At 69.9% G+C, this 17,177-nt stretch carries 14 protein-coding genes; 12 read left to right on the forward strand and 2 right to left on the reverse strand.

All coding sequences use genetic code 11. The annotated features are described in order from the left end of the window. The first annotated feature begins 31 nt into the window (after nt 1-31). From AB0O24_RS12630 to AB0O24_RS12645, 4 genes are all read left to right on the forward strand, one after another. Nucleotides 32-1,180 carry a hypothetical protein gene (locus AB0O24_RS12630; protein ID WP_275799527.1) on the forward strand — a complete coding sequence of 383 codons (1,149 nt, stop codon included), beginning with the start codon at nt 32-34 and terminating at the stop codon, nt 1,178-1,180. Then, the gene (locus AB0O24_RS12635) at nt 1,177-1,977 is read left to right on the forward strand and encodes a hypothetical protein (protein WP_275799528.1); all 801 of its coding nucleotides are present in this window, start codon (nt 1,177-1,179) and stop codon (nt 1,975-1,977) included. Before AB0O24_RS12630 ends, AB0O24_RS12635 begins: the two co-directional genes overlap by 4 nt. Further along, the gene (locus AB0O24_RS12640) at nt 1,974-2,927 is read left to right on the forward strand and encodes a sortase (RefSeq protein ID WP_275799530.1); all 954 of its coding nucleotides are present in this window, start codon (nt 1,974-1,976) and stop codon (nt 2,925-2,927) included. Before AB0O24_RS12635 ends, AB0O24_RS12640 begins: the two co-directional genes overlap by 4 nt. 462 nt (nt 2,928-3,389) lie before the next feature. Next, nucleotides 3,390-4,154 carry a phosphate ABC transporter ATP-binding protein gene (locus AB0O24_RS12645; RefSeq protein ID WP_241490578.1) on the forward strand — a complete coding sequence of 255 codons (765 nt, stop codon included), beginning with the start codon at nt 3,390-3,392 and terminating at the stop codon, nt 4,152-4,154. A 15-nt stretch (nt 4,155-4,169) separates the two neighbouring features. On the opposite strand, the gene AB0O24_RS12650 is transcribed toward AB0O24_RS12645, so the two are convergent. Then, nucleotides 4,170-5,567 carry a threonine/serine exporter family protein gene (locus AB0O24_RS12650; RefSeq protein ID WP_275799531.1) on the reverse strand — a complete coding sequence of 466 codons (1,398 nt, stop codon included), beginning with the start codon at nt 5,565-5,567 and terminating at the stop codon, nt 4,170-4,172. Nucleotides 5,568-5,746: 179 nt separating this feature from the next. Here AB0O24_RS12650 and AB0O24_RS12655 point away from each other — a divergent pair, with 179 nt between their 5' ends. The 7 genes from AB0O24_RS12655 to AB0O24_RS12685 all read left to right on the forward strand — a co-directional run bounded on the left by AB0O24_RS12655 (nt 5,747) and on the right by AB0O24_RS12685 (nt 13,408). Next, the gene (locus tag AB0O24_RS12655; protein ID WP_275799532.1) at nt 5,747-7,033 is read left to right on the forward strand and encodes an aspartate kinase; all 1,287 of its coding nucleotides are present in this window, start codon (nt 5,747-5,749) and stop codon (nt 7,031-7,033) included. A gap of 236 nt (nt 7,034-7,269) precedes the next feature. Then, nucleotides 7,270-8,340, forward strand: coding sequence for an aspartate-semialdehyde dehydrogenase (locus tag AB0O24_RS12660; protein ID WP_363375320.1), 1,071 nt, complete (start codon nt 7,270-7,272; stop codon nt 8,338-8,340). A gap of 101 nt (nt 8,341-8,441) precedes the next feature. Next, complete coding sequence (locus tag AB0O24_RS12665) at nt 8,442-9,914, forward strand: malate:quinone oxidoreductase (protein ID WP_363375322.1); 1,473 nt, start codon at nt 8,442-8,444, stop codon at nt 9,912-9,914. 4 nt (nt 9,915-9,918) lie between these two features. After that, the gene (locus tag AB0O24_RS12670; protein ID WP_275798055.1) at nt 9,919-10,524 is read left to right on the forward strand and encodes a thymidine kinase; all 606 of its coding nucleotides are present in this window, start codon (nt 9,919-9,921) and stop codon (nt 10,522-10,524) included. 184 nt (nt 10,525-10,708) lie between these two features. Further along, a complete protein-coding gene (galE, locus tag AB0O24_RS12675; RefSeq protein WP_363375325.1) occupies nt 10,709-11,737 on the forward strand; it encodes a UDP-glucose 4-epimerase GalE in 1,029 nt (342 codons plus the stop codon). Nucleotides 11,738-11,801: 64 nt separating this feature from the next. Then, nucleotides 11,802-12,590 (forward strand): FCD domain-containing protein, encoded by a 789-nt coding sequence (locus tag AB0O24_RS12680; RefSeq protein WP_307385498.1) that lies wholly within the window; start codon nt 11,802-11,804, stop codon nt 12,588-12,590. Then, nucleotides 12,587-13,408, forward strand: a complete 822-nt coding sequence (locus tag AB0O24_RS12685; RefSeq protein WP_363375329.1) for a siderophore-interacting protein — start codon at nt 12,587-12,589, stop codon at nt 13,406-13,408. The genes AB0O24_RS12680 and AB0O24_RS12685 overlap by 4 nt, the downstream gene beginning before the upstream one ends. Before the next feature lie 73 nt (nt 13,409-13,481). Here the strand turns inward: AB0O24_RS12685 and AB0O24_RS12690 are convergent, their stop codons facing one another. Further along, nucleotides 13,482-14,261, reverse strand: coding sequence for an HAD-IIB family hydrolase (locus AB0O24_RS12690; RefSeq protein WP_307385500.1), 780 nt, complete (start codon nt 14,259-14,261; stop codon nt 13,482-13,484). 436 nt (nt 14,262-14,697) lie between these two features. Here AB0O24_RS12690 and AB0O24_RS12695 point away from each other — a divergent pair, with 436 nt between their 5' ends. Next, on the forward strand, nt 14,698-16,707 hold the full coding sequence (locus AB0O24_RS12695; RefSeq protein ID WP_363375331.1) for a hypothetical protein: 2,010 nt from the start codon (nt 14,698-14,700) through the stop codon (nt 16,705-16,707). Nucleotides 16,708-17,177 lie beyond the last annotated feature (470 nt).

Consider the following 17,177-nt stretch of genomic DNA (forward strand, 5'->3'; position numbering starts at 1 on the left):
CTCGTGTCGCCCCCACCTGCGGAGATAGAGCGTGTTCTCTTCGACCCTGCGGCACCGCCTCCCGGCTCTGGGTGCCGTCTCCCTCGTCACCGCGGCGATCATCGCCGGCCTCGGGATGCCGTCCGCCGCCACGGCTGCCACCGGCACCGCCGTCCTCGCGACCGACGATGCGCCCGCCGCCGGGAGCGAGTCGGCCGTCACCGTCGGCGTCGCCACCCGCCCCGCCGGAGAGGACGGGCGCCCCGACGGGCGGTCCCGCTTCACCTTCGCCGCCGACCCGGGACAGACGGTCACCGATCGCGTGCTCGTCGGCAACACCGGCACGGCCCGCCAGGACTTCACCGTCTACGCCACCGACGCGTTCAACGACGACGCCGGCGAGCTCTCCCTGCTCCCCACGGATGCCACTCCCACCTCGGTCGGGTCGTGGATCCGCTTCGACGACGGCAGCGACCGCGTGACGTTCGGCCTCGAGCCGCAGGAAGTGCGCCTGCTGACCTTCACCGTCGCGGTACCGGCGGACGCGACCCCGGGCGATCACGTCGGCGGGGTCGTGGCATCCGTCCTCGAGGCGGGCGCGCAGGTCACCGTCGACCGCCGCGTCGCGACCTCTGTCTTCGCGCGGGTCGCCGGTGACCTCCAACCGCAGCTGTCGCTCACGAGCTACGAGGCGTCGTACCAGGGGGACTGGTGGAACCCGTTCTCCGGGCACGTGCAGCTCCACTACACCGTGAGCAACCCCGGCAACGTCGCTCTCGCCGCGAACCTCACGTCGGGCACGCGAACGTGGCTCGGCATCCCGGCGACGGGGGAGCAGGGCGGCAAGGTTCCCGTCGTGCTGCCGGGCAACAGCGCGTCGTACGAGTCGACGGTCGACGGTGTCGGCCAATGGCTGTACCTGAACCCGTTCACGACCCTCAGCCCCTTCGTGGAGTCGCCCGACGCGTCGATGCAGGTGGTGGTGACGCCGATCACGCGTGACGCGGTGGCGTTCGCGGTTCCGTGGACGGTGCTGATCCTGGGAGTGCTGGCGGCGCTCGCGGTCCTGTTCTCGCGCTGGCGCCGGCGTCGCGACGAGGTGCGTGCCCGCGAGTGGATGGACTTCGTCGCCGAGACCGCGGCCGCGGACGCCGCCGCGGACGCGGCGGCGCTCGCGGGAACTCGGGCGGACGGTTCATGACGCGTCCCCGGCGATCGGCGCCGCGCGGGGCGATGCCCCCGGTCGCGTCGCGACGCGTCGCCGCCGCGGGGATCGCGCTCGCCCTCGTCGTGCTCGCGGGTTCGGGTGCGGCGAGCGCCTCGGCTTCCCCGACGGATGACCCCGGCACCCTGTCCGTGACGATCACCGACGGATCGACGGCGACACCGTCTCCTCCCGTGTCGCCGGTGGCGACCGGGGGGTCGAGCGTTCCGGGCGGGTCGGTTCCCGCCGGCGGCACGAGGCCGGTGCCCCTGCCCGCCACGGGCTCGAGCGGCTCCGGCGGCGGGGGCGTCGCCCCCGCGAGCGAGGTCAGCGTGGCCGGCATGGTCTACGTCGGGGGACTGAACGCCTCCGCGTTCCCCGAGCCCGATCCCACCGCCGGGATCGTCGACGTGTGGTTCACGGTGCGCAACGCCGCCTCGACCCCGATCGACGCGACGGCGGACTTCTGGATGGATGCCGGGATGTTCTCGCAGCGTCTGGATGCCGTCGACGGCGTCCAGGTGACCGCTCTGCAGCCGGGCGAGAGCCGGGTCGTCTCGGCTCGCCTCCGCCACGGGGGCCAGTGGACGCTGCTGTCGACCCACGTGACGCTCACCCCGCCGGAAAGCGTCGACGGCGTCGCCCTGACGCCGGTGACCCGTGACGCCCTCACCCTGCTCTTCCCGTGGGTGATCGCGGCCGCCGTCCTCCTCGGCGGTCTCGTCGTCCTGGTCGTGCAGATCGGCCGGGTGAGCGGTCGGGGCGAAGCGACTCCTGTGGCGGCGACGACGTGACCCTCCTCAATCGTCCCGCGGGCGCCGGAGCCGGCACCGCCCCGCGCCGCCCGCCCCGCCCGCCGCGCCGTCCGCCCCGCCCTCGTCCGACCTACGCACCGCTGTCGCCGGCGCAGGTGTTCCTGCGCGGGATGCTCGTGTCGGTATCGGTGCTCGTGCTGGTCTTCCTGCTCAACCTTCTCGTGATCAGTCACGTCTCGCACTTCGCCGCGCAGCAGCAGCTGCGCGACACGTTCCGCGCGCAGCTCGCCGCGGGCACGGCACCCGTCAGCGAGGGCGACTTCGAGGATCACCTCCTTGCGGACGGGGCACCCGTGGGCATCCTGTCCGTCCCGCAGCTCGGCATCGACGAGGTCATCTCCGAGGGGACGACGTCCGGCGTGCTGATGCACGGCCCCGGTCACCGCCGCGACACCGTGCTGCCCGGTCAGGCGGGGGTGAGTGTGGTCATGGGACGCGCCGCGGCCTTCGGCGGCCCCTTCGGCCGCCTGCAGGCGCTGCAGCCGGGCGAGACCTTCACCGTGCGGACGGGGCAGGGCGAGCAGACGTTCGCGGTGCTCGGCGTGCGCTACGCCGGCGACCCGACCCCACCGGCCCCCGTGCGCGGTGAGAGCCGCCTCATCCTCATCACGGCCCGGGGCGGCCCGTACCTGCCGACCGGGATCGCCTACGTCGACGCGCGGGCGACGGGCCCCGCGGTGCCGGCGGGTGCGCGCCAGACGACGTCGATGACCCTGTCGCCCGAGGCCAAGCCGCTCGCCACCGATATGACCACCGTCTGGGCGCTCATCTTCGCGCTGCAGTTCCTCGTCGTCGCCGAGTTCGTGGCCGTCTGGGCGTATCGCCGCGTCGGCTGGCAGAAGACGTGGATCGTCTTCGCCCCCGTCCTCCTCCTGGCGAGCGTGTTCGTCGCCGACCAGCTCGTCCGCCTTCTGCCCAACCTTCTCTGAGCGGTATCGATCATGACCTCCACCCCCGAAGCCCACGATCCGGCCTCCGACGCCCCCGAGGGGGTCCGCGAGAGTCCGCGCGCCGACCTTCCGCGCCCCGACGCGCGCCCCGACCTCGAGTACACGGAGGTCGTACCGCTCGACGCGGCCTCACCCGCGTCCGATCCGTACATGACGGATGTGCTCAGCGCCGACGAGGCGCGCATCATCGCCGAGATCGAGCTCGAGAACCTCAGCGCGGGGATGGCGGGTGTGCCCGCTGCCGATGCCCCCTCCACCCGCCGTGCGGGTCGAGCGGCCCCCCGTCCCGTCGGTGTCGACAACCCCGCGCTGGTCACCACCGAGTCCCCGATCGACACGCACACGGCGGTGCTGGTCCCGCCGTCCTCCGCTCCTCTCGGTGAGGCCGTGGCATCCGTTCGACCCGCTCCGATCGATCCGCCCGTGAGCCCGCTCTCCGAACTGGATGCGCGATCGATCTCGGCGTGGTTCGGCGATCACCAGGTGCTCCTCGACGTGTCCCTCACCATGCCCGCCGGACAGGTGACCGCCCTCATCGGTCCGTCCGGCTGCGGCAAGTCCACGTTCCTGCGCATCCTCAACCGGATGCACGAGCTCGTCCCCTCAGCGGCCCTCGCCGGGGAGGTGCTGCTCGACGGCGACGACATCTACGACGCGGGGCACCGGCTCATCGATGCGCGCAAGAACATCGGCATGGTGTTCCAGAAGCCCAACCCGTTCCCGGCGATGTCGATCTACGACAACGTCATCGCGGGGCTCAAGCTCACCGGTAAACGCGCCGCGCGCGACGAGAAGGACCACCTCGTCGAGACGTCGTTGCAGAGCGCCGGGCTGTGGAAAGAGGTCAAGGACAGGCTGCGGGCCCCCGGCGGCGGCCTGTCGGGCGGTCAGCAGCAGCGCCTGTGCATCGCCCGCTCGCTCGCGATCAAGCCCAAGGTGCTGCTGATGGACGAGCCGTGCTCGGCCCTGGATCCCACGTCCACGCGCGTCATCGAGGAGACAATGGGCGAACTGCAGAAAGAGCTGACGATCGTGATCGTCACGCACAACATGCAGCAGGCGCAGCGGGTGTCGCAGCAGTGCGCCTTCTTCCTGGCATCCCAGGGGCAGCCCGGCCACATCGTCGAGCACGGCGACACGGATGCCATGTTCGACTCGCCCATCGACCCGCGCACCTACGACTACGTCAACGGTCGCTTCGGGTAGGGCTCGGCCGCGCGCTCAGCGCCGCGTGCGCGCCCGCGTCCGCACCACGCTCGACAGCGTCGCACGAACGGGCTGACCGAGGTAGATGCCGAGCGACGCCCCGACCGCGAGCGCGATCCCGATGGTCGCCGCTCCCGTGAGCGTCGTGACACCGGTCATGAGCACCGCAGGGTCGTCGCCCGACTCCACGATGCCGAGCAGCCCGCGGAACACCGCCGCTCCCGGAACCATCGGCAGGATCGCCGCCGTCGTGATCGCCACCGACGGCACGTGCAGGCGATAGGCGACGACGATGCCGGCGAAGCTGCCGATGAACGCGCCGACACCGCTGGCCGCGGCGACCTCGAAGCCGAGCGACGAGGCTGCGATGTACCCTGCCCAGGCCACCAGGCTCAGGGCCGCGCTGACGACGATGATGCGCGCGCCGGCCCCGTTGATCACGGCGACGGCGATCGCGATGACCGCGGCTCCGATGAACTGCACGCTCACCGGCCCGAGCGGCAGGGCGTTCGAGGGAGGCGACATCCCCATCCCCAGCACGCGCACGGTCTCGAGCCCCGCGAGAATCCCGAGAACCACGCCCAGAGTCTGTGTGGTCAGCTCGAGGATGCGACCCGTCGCGGTGAGCGCGAAGCCGTCGATGGCATCCTGAGCCGCTCCCACCACGGTCAGTCCCGCGAGCATGAGGACGATCCCGGATGCCACGATCACCGACGGTCGGATCGCGGCGGCCGCGTCGATCCCGGTGTACCGCAGCAGCGGAGACAGCGCCGCGACCACCGTCAGCACAAACCCGCCGGCGATCTGCGCGAAGAAGTACGGCACGCGCGCCCGGGCCAGGACGTGCTGCGTGGTCGCGGCGAGGCCCGCGGCGATGAACGACAGCACCAGCGCGAGCCAGTTGGCGCCGAACATGATCGCGACCCCCACGGCGAGGCCGGCTTGAGCGGCGATGACGATCGCCGGGCGGTAGCGGAACGGGAGCCGCCGGATCGCCCGGCATCGCGCGATGGCGTCGTCGAGCGCGAGCCCGCCGGCGATCTCGGCGACGAGGGCTTGCAGTCGCTGAAGCTTGGCGTGGTCGGGCACCGATCCCCGCACGACGCGCAGGAGCGTGGTGGGGTGTGAGGCCCCCGGGCGGCTGTGCGCGATCGTGATCGAGTTGTAGGTCACGTCGACGTGCACCGGATCCAGGCCGTAGGCGCCGCAGACGCGCACGATCGTCAGTGTCACCTCGCTCGCCGGCGCCCCGACGACGAGCATCGTCTCGCCGATGCGGATCGCGAGATCGAGGATGCGGGCGGAGAACGCCTCGTCGATGACGGGAAGCAGGTGCGTGTCGGGGGAGCCGGAGTCCTCGGTGTGCACGAGACGGCGCAACGACGACAGCAGTCGGCGCGGGGTGGGGGACAACCGAGCCTCCAGGGGCAGAGAACCGGGTGGGGAAGGCTCGATCCTATCCGCGCGGGCTGACCGGGCTCCGCGCATGACGGAGGCGGCATACCCGCGCCCCTAGGATGGACCCTCGGGTGCGGCATCCGAGCGCCCCGTCGTGGCATCCCGACGCTCGTCCCTCCCCGGGAGTTCTCCTTATGGCGCTGATCGTCCAGAAGTACGGCGGTTCGTCCGTCGCCGACGCCGAGAGCATCAAGCGCGTCGCCAAGCGCATCGTCGACACGCGTCGCGCGGGGCACGAGGTCGTCGTCGCCGTCAGCGCGATGGGCGACACGACCGACGAGCTGCTCGACCTCGCGGGTCAGGTCGCTCCGATCCCCGCTCCGCGCGAGCTCGACATGCTGCTGTCGTCGGGCGAGCGCATCTCGATGGCGCTGCTGGCCATGGCGATCCACTCGATGGGCTTCGAGGCCCGTTCCTTCACCGGCAGCCAGGCGGGGATGATCACGGATGCCACGCACGGCGCCGCCCGCATCGTCGACGTCACGCCCGTGCGTCTGCGCGAAGCGCTCGACGAGGGCGCGATCGTCATCGTCGCCGGCTTCCAGGGCTTCAACCGCGACACCCGCGACATCACCACGCTCGGTCGCGGCGGCTCCGACACCACGGCTGTCGCTCTGGCCGCCGCCCTGAACGCCGACGTGTGCGAGATCTACAGCGACGTCGACGGCATCTTCACCGCCGACCCCCGCGTCGTGCCCCTGGCCCGCAAGCTCGACCGCGTCGGCAGCGAAGAGATGCTCGAGCTCGCCGCCAACGGCGCGAAGGTCCTCTACATCCGCGCCGTCGAGTACGCGCGCCGCCACGGCGTGCTGATCCACGCGCGGTCCACGTTCAGCTCGGGCGAGGGCACCTGGGTGCTCGACGCCTCCAAGTCCTCCCCCCTCGTCCCCGAAAGTGAAGCCATGGAAGAGCCCATCGTCGCCGGCGTCGCCACCGACCTCAGCCAGGCGAAGATCACCGTCATCGGCGTCCCCGACGTCCCCGGCAAGGCCGCCGACATCTTCAAGATCGTCGCGAAGTCCGGCGCGAACGTCGACATGATCGTGCAGAACGTCTCGGCCGCCGCGACCGGTCGCACCGACATCTCGTTCACGCTGCCCAAGACCGATGCCACGACGGCGCTGAAGGCGCTCGCCGGCGAGCAGGCCGAGGTCGGGTTCGAGAGCCTCGTGCACGACGACCAGATCGGCAAGCTGTCGGTCGTGGGCGCGGGCATGCGCACGCACTCGGGCGTCTCGGCGACGCTGTTCGAGGCGCTGAGCATGGCGGGCGTCAACATCGAGATGATCTCGACCTCCGAGATCCGCATCTCGGTGGTCGTGCGCGGTGTCGACCTCGCCGAGGCCGCGCGTCTCGTGCACACCGCCTACGGTCTGGACGGCGAGGCCGAGGCCACCGTCCACGCCGGCACCGGTCGCTGATTCCGGGCACGCCCCGTCGGGCACGCCCCGTCGGGCGGCGCGAAGGCGGGCGAAACTCCTGAGTTCTCGCCCCGCCGCTTCGTCGTACCCTCGTGATTCCGCCATTCCCCGGCGTATCCCGGTCGATTTCTCAGGAGTTCGGCCCGGGGGCGTCTCGACCACCGCGCCGATCGCGCTACCCTGACCCGAACGCCGCGCGTCGCGGCATCCACTCCCGAACACCCGAGGTACTTCGCATGACCCGCATCTCCGATTCCGGAATCTCCCTCGCCGTCGTCGGCGCCACCGGTCAGGTCGGCTCCGTCATGCTCGAGATCCTCGCCGAGCGGGCGTTCCCGATTCGCGAACTGCGCCTCTTCGCCACGGCCCGCTCCGCTGGCACCTCGATCGAGTTCGGCGGCCACTCGGTCGTCGTCGAAGACGTCGCCACGGCTGATCCTGCCGGCGTCGAGGTCGCCCTGTTCTCGGCCGGTGCCACCGGTTCGCGCGCGCACGCTCCCCGCTTCGCCGAGGCCGGTGCCCTCGTCATCGACAACTCGAGCGCCTGGCGCATGGACCCCGAGGTTCCGCTCGTCGTGAGCGAGGTCAACCCGCACGCGATCGACGAGGCCGTCAAGGGCATCGTCGCGAACCCCAACTGCACGACCATGGCCGCGATGCCGGTGCTGAAGGTGCTCGACACCGAGGCGGGCCTCGAGCGCCTCATCGTCAGCACCTACCAGGCGGTCTCGGGCTCCGGCCTCGCGGGCGCCCAGGAGCTCCTCGGTCAGGTCGAGGGCGTTCTCGCGCAGGGCGACGTCGAGCGGCTCGTCCGCGACGGCTCGGCCCTCGACTTCCCGCAGCCCGAGAAGTACGTCGCCCCCATCGCGTTCGACGTCATCCCCTTCGCGGGCAACCTCGTCGACGACGGCCTCAACGAGACCGACGAAGAGAAGAAGCTCCGCAACGAGAGCCGCAAGATCCTCGAGCTGCCCGACCTCCGTGTCGCGGGCACGTGCGTGCGCGTCCCCGTCTTCACGGGCCACTCGCTCAGCATCAATGCGGAGTTCGCCCGCGACCTCTCGCCCGAGCGTGCGCGCGAGCTCCTCGCCGACGCTCCCGGGGTGAAGCTCGAAGAGGTCCCCACGCCGCTCCAGGCGGCCGGCACCGACCCGAGCTACGTCGGCCGCATCCGCGCCGACCAGTCCGCTCCCGAGGGCAAGGGGCTCGTGCTGTTCATCAGCAATGACAACCTGCGCAAGGGCGCCGCGCTCAACGCCGTGCAGATCGCCGAGATCGTCGCGCAGAAGCTCGCCGCGCGCGTCTGACCCGACGGCATCCGGATGCCGTGAGCCGGGGTTGTCTCGACATCGAACCGACCGATCTCTCGATGTCGAGAGACCTTGCAGCCCGCGCCTAGAATCGTCGGGTGACTGAAAACGTCGATGTTCTCCTCATCGGTGGCGGCATCATGTCCGCCACTCTCGGCACGCTGCTGAAAGACCTCCAGCCCGATCTGAAGATCGCGGTCATGGAGCGCTTGAGCGACGTCGCACAGGAGAGCTCGAACGCCTGGAACAACGCGGGCACCGGTCACGCGGCGCTCTGCGAGTTGAACTACACGCCCGAGGCGAAGGACGGCTCTATCGACCCCGCCAAGGCGATCACGATCAACGAGCAGTTCCAGCAGAGCCGCCAGCTGTGGGCCTCGCTGGTCGCCGAGGGCGTGCTCGACGAGCCGTCGACGTTCATCAACGCGACCCCGCACATGACCTTCGTCAGGGGAGAGAAAGACGTCGCGTTCCTCCGCAAGCGCTACGAGGTCCTCAAGGAGCAGCCCCTGTTCGCGGGAATCGAGTACACCGAGGACTCGCGGGTCATCAACCAGTGGGCGCCGCTGCTCATGCAGAAGCGCCGCAAGGGCGAGCCCTTCGCGGCCACGCGCGTCCCCGCCGGTACGGACGTCGACTTCGGCTCGCTCACGCGACAGCTCTTCGCGAACCTGCGCGAGAAGGGTGTGGAGGTCGTCACCAACCACGACGTCAAGAAGCTGAAGAAGCAGAAGGACGGCTCGTGGGAGGTGTCCTACCGCCACGTGATCGGCGGCACGCCCGGCTACATCAACGCGACGTTCGTCTTCGTGGGTGCGGGCGGGTGGGCGCTCAAGCTGCTGCAGCGCTCCGGCATCCCCGAGATCAAGGGCTACGGAGTGTTCCCCATCGGTGGGCAGTGGCTCAAGACCTCCAACCCCGACATCGTCGCGAAGCACCGCGCCAAGGTCTACTCGCAGGCCTCGGTCGGTGCCCCGCCCATGTCGGTGCCGCACCTCGACACGCGCGTGATCGACGGGGAGTCGTCGCTGCTGTTCGGGCCCTTCGCCACGTTCAGCCCCAAGTTCCTCAAGAACGGGTCGATGCTCGACATCGTGACGCAGGTGCGCCCGCACAACCTCCTGCCCATGCTGAAGGTCGCCGTCGACAACCCGGGTCTCATCAAGTACCTGATCAGCGAACTCCTGAAGACGCACGCGAAGAAGGTCGACAGCCTCCGCGACTTCATGCCGACGGCGAAGGCCGAGGACTGGGAGCTGCTCGACGCGGGCCAGCGCGCTCAGGTGATGAAGAAAGACAAAGACGAGGGCGGTGTGCTCCAGTTCGGCACCGAGGTCATCACGGCCTCCGACCGCTCGATCGCCGGTCTCCTCGGTGCGTCCCCGGGCGCGTCCACGGCGGTGTCGATCATGCTCGGCCTGATCAAGACGTGCTTCCCCGAACGCATGCCCGAGTGGGAGCCGCGTCTGCGCGAGCTCATCCCGAGCTACGGCGAGTCGCTCAACACCCACCCCGAGGCGGCGCGCCGAGAACTGGATGCCACGGCCCAGGCGCTGAAGATCAACCCCTGATCCCGTGGCGAAGCTGTACTTCCGCTACGGAGCGATGAACTCGGGCAAGTCGACGGCCCTGCTGCAGGCGGCGTACAACTACGAGGAACGCGGACAGCGCGTGCTGCTCGCCAAGCCCGAGATCGACACCAAGGGCGTCGACCAGATCGAAAGCCGCTTGGGCGTGAGCCGCCCGGTCGACTTCCTCGTGGGCCCCGACGACGACCTGCGCGCGGTGTTCGCCGCGGCTGCCGGCCCCGACCCCGTCGCCTCGCTCCTGGTCGACGAGGCGCAATTCTTCACCCCGGCGCAGGTCGACGACCTCTTGCGTATCTCGGTGCTCGACGACGTGCCGGTGCTCGCCTATGGCATCCGTACCGATTTCCGCACGGAGGCCTTCCCGGGGTCGGCGCGGCTCATGGAGATCGCGCACAGCCTCGAGGAGCTCAAGACCATCTGCCGGTGCGGACGCAAGGCGATCTTCAACGCGCGGTTGGTGGGCGGGCGCTTCGTCTTCGACGGCGATCAGGTGGCGATCGACGAGGGGCAGATCCAGGGCGAGGTCACGTACGAGTCGATGTGCGCGGCGTGCTACCTGCGCGAGTCCGGCGGCCGTCTCGACGGACGCTGAGACGCCGGACGCCGTCCCTGGCTCGCCGGGCGCGCCGCCCCTGGGCCAGGAGTTCGTCGGAGGCTGATTTGCGGCATATGCCCGCAGGGGATCCGGTCCGGTGTGCAGATGGCGCAAGTCAGCACTCGACGACCCGACGATCGGACGGACCGGGGACGTCGGCGCCGAACGATAGCCTGGGAGTATGCGCGTACTCCTGGCCGGCGGTGCCGGTTACATCGGAACCCACACGGCCGTCGCTCTCCTCGAAGCCGGCCACGATGTCGTCCTCCTCGACGACCTGTCCGGTACTCACGAGGTCGCCGCCGAGCGCGTGGAGCGCATCACGGGCAAGCCCGCGCCGCTCGTCATCGGCGACGCCGCCGATGACGGGGTCGTCTCTGCTGCCTTCGAGGCGCACGGACCCATCGACGCGATCATCCACCTCGCCGCCTTCAAAGCGGTGGGGGAGTCCACGCAGAAGCCCCTGGAGTACTACTCCAACAACCTCGACACCACGTTCGCGCTCCTTCGCGTGGGCCTGGCGCACGGCATCCGGTCGTTCGTGTTCTCGTCCACCGGGACCGTGTACTCCGACCCGGCCGACCTGCCGTTCACCGAAGAGTCGACGACGAGCATCGACCTCTCGAACGCGTACAGCAAGTCGAAGCGCATGAACGAGGTCGTCCTCGCCGACGTCGCCCGCGTGAACCCCGAGCTCAACGTGACGGTGCTGCGCTACTTCAACCCGGTCGGTGCGCACCCGTCCGGCCTGATCGGCGAAGACCCGGCCGGCATCCCGAACAATCTCATGCCCTACGTCTCGCGGGTCGCGATCGGAACGCTCGACGAGGTCGGCGTCTTCGGCGACGACTACGACACCCCCGACGGAACGGGTCTGCGCGACTACATCCACGTCGTCGACCTCGCCGAGGGGCACGTCGCGGCGCTCGAGCAGGCGCAGCCGGGGCACCAGGTGTTCAACCTCGGCACGGGTCGTCCGGTGAGCGTCCTCGAGCTCGTGGCCTCGTTCGAGAAGGCCGTGGGCCACGAACTGCCCAAGCGCATCCTCGCCCGCCGCCCGGGTGACGTCGCCGCGACGTACTGCGACCCCACGAAGGCGGCCGAGGTGCTGGGCTGGCGCACGCGTCTCACGATCGACGACGCCTGCCGCGACTACTGGAACTGGCAGACGACGAACCCCTCCGGCTACGCCACGCCCGCCGACGCCTGATCATCGGCGCATAGGCTGATGTGGTCCGGCCACACCAGCTCGATCGGACGGAACAGGGGATGCCATGCCGGACACCGCACCGCGCGCGTGGCAGGTCGTCCTCGAGCGGATCGAGGCGGACCTGCGCGACGGGCGCCTGTCTCCCGGCGATCGACTGACGCCCGAGAGAGAGCTGGCGGCGGTCCTCGGCGTGGGCCGTTCGAGCGTCCGCGAAGCCATTCGCGTTCTCGAGGTTCTCGGGGTGGTGCGAACCGCGACCGGGTCAGGCCCGAGCGCGGGGGCGATGATCGTCACCACTCCGCGCGGCGGACTCGCCGCTTTCCTGCGGTTGCAGGTCGCCGCGAACGGTTTCCCCATCGCCGACGTCGTGCGCACGCGCGTCGTGCTCGAGGGCGATGTCGTGGAGCGTCTCGCGGCGGAGCCTGCGGCCGACCTCGCCGAGGTCCACGAGATCCTGGATGCCATGGACGCGGGCGAGCTCTCGCCGGAAGAGTTCCTCGCGCTCGACGCACGGCTGCACCAAGCGCTCGCCGAGGCGTCCGGCAACGCGGTCGTCGCGGCGATGATGGCGGGACTGCGCAGCTCCATCGAGTCGTACACCCAGCTCGGCGCCGCTCGGATGAGCGACTGGACGACGACCGCACGGCGGTTGCGGAGCGAGCACCGCGACATCGTCGCGGCGGTGGGTCGCGGGGACGGCGCCGCGGCGCGAGATGCCGTCCGCGGACATATCGCCGGATACTTCCGTCAGGTCGCCCAGGAGTTGGGGGCGCCCGTCGACGACGAGAGCGTCCCCGCGGCGAACGTCGACACCGCGCCCGTCGGTACCCGCCCGGAGAGAGGACTTCCATGACCGATCGCCCTGTTCGACCGCCCCGCCCGCAGCACGTGCTCGAGGTCGTCGCCACCGAGCGGATCACACCGCATCTGGTTCGCATCCGGGCGCGGGGAGCCGACCTGTCGGTGTTCCGCGAGAGTCCCTACACCGACCGATACGTCAAGATCACGTTCGTGAAGCCGGAGCTCGGTCTGGAGCCGCCGTACGATCTTGCGGCGCTGCGGGACACCCTGGCCCCCGAAGACCTTCCCGTCACGCGGACCTACACGGTTCGAGAGGTCGTCGGCGACGAGCTCGCGATCGACTTCGTCGTGCACGGCGACGAGGGTTTGGCAGGCCCCTGGGCGGCGCGGGCACAGCCGGGGGAGCGTCTGGTCGTCTCGTCGCCGGGAGGAGGGTACGCGCCCGACCCGGAAGCGGACTGGCACCTTCTGGCCGGAGACGAGTCCGCCATCCCGGCGATCGCCGCCGCTCTCGAGGCTCTGTCCCCGGATGCCGTGGGTGTCGCCTTCCTCGAGGTGCAGGGGCCCGACGAGCACGTGCCGCTCTCCGCTCCGGAGGGGGTTCTCGTCGAGTGGATCCACCGGGGCACGGCGCCGGCGGGGACGACGCACGCGCTCGTCGACGCGGTTGCCGGATGGACCCCTCCGGCGGGACGCGGTCACGTGTTCGCGCACGGTGAGCGTGAGGCCATGAAGGGCTTGCGAGATGTGGTCTTCGGGCGCTGGGGTCTGCCTCGCGCGCAGGTCTCGTTGTCGGGCTACTGGGCGTACGGCCGCACAGAGGATCGGTTCCAGGCGGAGAAGCGCGAACCGATCGGGCAGATCCTCTGAGCTTCACCGCGGATCCCGACGACGAAGAACGCCGCCTCGCGATCGAGGCGGCGTTCGTCGAATGGTGCGGGCGTCAGACCTGGGCGCGGACCGGCAGCGTCGGGATGAGGGCGTCGAGGTAGTCGGCCGTGTCCTCCCAGCCGTGGACCGCGTGGCAGGCGACGCCCATGGCGAGCACGGGGTAGTCGTTGCCGTCCGGGTCGAGGCGGTCGCCGACGAAGAGCATGTCGTCGAGGGGGATGCCGGTCGCATCGGCCAGCTGGCGCATGCCGTAGGCCTTGTCGATGCCGCGGTGGGTGATGTCGACCGAGGTCGATCCGCCGGAGCGGACCTCGAGGTCGGGGATGCGGGCCGCGACGGCCTCGCGAAGGCTGTTCTTCTTCTCCCCGGTCGGGTCCCACGCCATCTTCGCGTCGAGCGGCGCGCTCTGACCGAGAGCCGAGAAGGTGATCTGAGAGCCGCGGTCCTCGAGGATCTCGCCCCACGGTTCGGCTTCCCAGAGGCCGAGACGCTCGGCCTCCTCGCGGACGGCGGACAGCGCCCGGGCCTTCTCGTCTTCGGTGAGGGAGTGGGCGTAGACGGTCTGGATGCCGTCGGCGTCGAGGCGGTAGTACTGGGTTCCGCACGTGGGCATGAGGTGGAGATGCTCGAGGAGGGACGCATCCGTCTGCGGCAATCTCTCGACCACCTGGGACCGGAACTGCTGCAGTTGGCCGCCGGAGATGATCGCGACCTCCACGCGTTCCGCGAGAGCGAGCAACAGGTCGCCGATACGGGGATCGATCGCGGTCTTGGACGGGGCGAGCGTGTCGTCGAGGTCGAAGGCGACGAGACGGGGCGTGGTGTCGGGCACGGTGCTCCTGAGCGGTAGGTGGCCGCACCGCGGGTGGCGGCACGGTCGGCAATCGCCGGGCGCGTGTAGCCGCGCGGCTTCAACTGATTCTATGCGGGTCACGGCGACGGCATCGAGGTGGCCGTCGCGTCCGTCGTCGCCTCGTGAACCGCGGTGCGCGGAGTGGGGATCGCAGGCCTCATCCCCGGTTCATTCTTGTGGAATTCGCGGCCTTTCTCGCAAGCAATACGCCGGCCAATGAAATCGATGCGATGCATTGGGCAAAGGTGAATTGAAAATGAGATTTTCCTCATCATCGGCCAAAATACGAAAGATCCTCACAAGCAATGCTCAGCTCATCGTAGGGTTGCCGTCGACGCTGTGAGGTGGGTGGGGGCCCGAACGCGATCCCCGACCGTTTCGCGCGTCGTTCCACCGACACACACGAGATGAGACGATGACAAGAAACATGAAGCGCACGGGGTGGGTCGCTGCGTCCGCCGCTCTCGCGCTCACTGCGACCGGCCTTCTGGCCCCCGCGGTGGCCTTCGCCGGTGACAATCAGTCGATCGCACCCACGGCGGGTCCTGAGTTCGACTCGACCGCTCGCGAGCTGCTCAGCAGCGGCGACCAGGTCCAGGCTGTCGCCAAGGACGGCGAGGGCAACGTGGTCGTGTTCACCACCGCTGACGAGTCGAACCTGGAGGGCGAGGCCAAGTCCTTCGTCCAGACCAAGTCGAACGTCAAGGTCCAGCACATCGACAGCGAGTTCTCGGCTCTGGCCGAGAACGACGTCGTGGGTGGCGCCGGGTACCTGGGTTACGAGTCGTCCGACCCGTCCAACGGCGGCTACTGCTCGGTCGGGTTCAGCGGCTGGACCCCGAAGGGCGACCCCGCGGTCATCTCCGCCGGTCACTGCGCCGTCGACGGCGTCATCGACCGCAGCATCCTGACCGTCCCCAGCACCGACCCCGCCGGCGGTGGCAACACCTCTGAGGAAATGGCGCCGCTCGGCTCGCTGTCGTTCTGGCAGTTCGGTGGCTCCGACAACTCGCAGGGTTCGGAAGGCGACGTCAACTCGGTCGACATCTCGACCATCGACGTGACCAACGATGACCTCGACCTTCTTCCGAAGGTCACCGACTGGAAGACGGCTTCGTCGGAAGACCTCGCTGCGTCGACCATCGACGTGCGCGCCGTGGGCTCGGCCCAGGTCGGCCAGGCCGCCTCGAAGTCGGGTCGCACCACCGGTTTCACCACCGGTACCGTCGACGCGGTCGAGGGCTGGTCGCGCATCGGCAAGCCCGACGGAACGTTCCGCTGGGTCTACGGCTTCGCCGTCGTCAGCGACCAGCGCGTCGGTGCCCCCGGCGACTCGGGTGGCGCTGTCATCCAGGGCAACACCGCCGTCGGTCTCGTCTCCGGTGGTACGGAGTCCGGCACCTGGATGTGGGCCGCTGACCTCCAGCAGGGTCTCGCCCAGACCGGTGGCTACACCGTCGCCATCAAGATCGACGACCCCGCTCTGACCTCGCCCGCCAACGGCGGCACGGTCGGCGTCGGCGCTCCCATCACGGGTACTGCCCCGGCCGGCACCACGCTGAAGGTCACGCCCGCTTCGGGTGACACGTTCGACGTGCCCGTCGACGGCAACGGGAACTGGACGTTCAACGCGCCCGACAAGCTCGGCACGTTCGCCTTCTCGATGACCGCGGTCAACGGCTACAACAAGTCGTCGAAGGTCGACGCCTCCGTCGAGGTCAAGGCTGAGGCGCCGGTCATCACGACGCCCGCCAACGGCTCCACCGTCGAGACCGAGGTCACCGCGATCTCGGGCACCGGCCTCGCCGGCGCCACGGTCACGGTCGAGGGCGATGTCGACGGCACCGCCAAGGTCGCCGCTGACGGCACCTGGTCGGTCGAGGCCGACCTCGGCTACGGCAACTACACCGTGACCGCCTCGCAGGCACGTGACGGCCAGACCTCGGCTGAGGCGACCTCGTCGTTCACCGTTGCTCCCGCCGCTCCCACCATCACGGGTATCCAGGACGGTGCCACCTACAGCGGTGACGCCATCCCGACCTCCGTCTCGGGCACCGGTGTGAATGGGGCCGTCGTGTCGGTCACCGTCAACGACGCCAAGGTGGGTCAGGCTACGGTCAAGGACGGCAAGTGGTCCGTCGCGCTGAAGAACGCTCTCGGTGAGGGCGCCTACACGGTCGTCGCCACCCAGACGATCGACAGCGTTTCGAGCTCCGCTTCGGTGAGCTTCGCGGTGGCGGCTGCTCCGGCGCCGACCCCCTCGCCGACCGCGACCCCCGGCCCCGCCGGTGGGGGTAACGGCGGCGGCAAGCTGCCCGTCACCGGTATGGGTGACCCGGCTCCGCTGGCCTGGGGTGCCGTTGCGCTCCTGCTCGGTGGAGTCGGTGCTCTCGGCTACCGTCGCCTGCGTCGCGTCGAGCGCTAAGCACGACTGAGTGAAAGCACCCCGGTGCTCCTTTGCGGAGCACCGGGGTGCTTTTCTGTGTGCAGGGGTTCGCTCGACCCACGCGAAGATTTGGGCACGCGTACCCCCGCCCGCCGTCCGCGGTCGCGTGCAACCGAGATGAAGGGCGCCGACGTGGCCGTTCGCCGGCGGCCGGGGGGAGCGATGTGTCCGGAGCGAGGCAGCCCGACCTCACGCGGGATGCGGGCTGCTCTCGTCGGTCCCGGGCAGCGATCGCTCGTGGGGCGCATGCGGGCGAGCGGGGCGTGTGCGCGAGGGTGGAGCGTGCGCGTTTCGCTGTGGCCGCACCTCGTGCAGGGAGCCGAGCGGGGCCGGGCGGGGCCGGGCTGGAAAGAGAGAAGCGCGGGGGGGGGGGAGGTGTTGGGAGGAGGAAATGTGCTGAGATTGGTATGGTTGAGGGAGTGGATGCGGTGTGTAGTAAGCGGGCAGGA

The sequence above is a fragment of the Microbacterium sp. NPDC086615 genome (genome assembly GCF_040686055.1).
Lineage (GTDB): Bacteria > Actinomycetota > Actinomycetes > Actinomycetales > Microbacteriaceae > Microbacterium.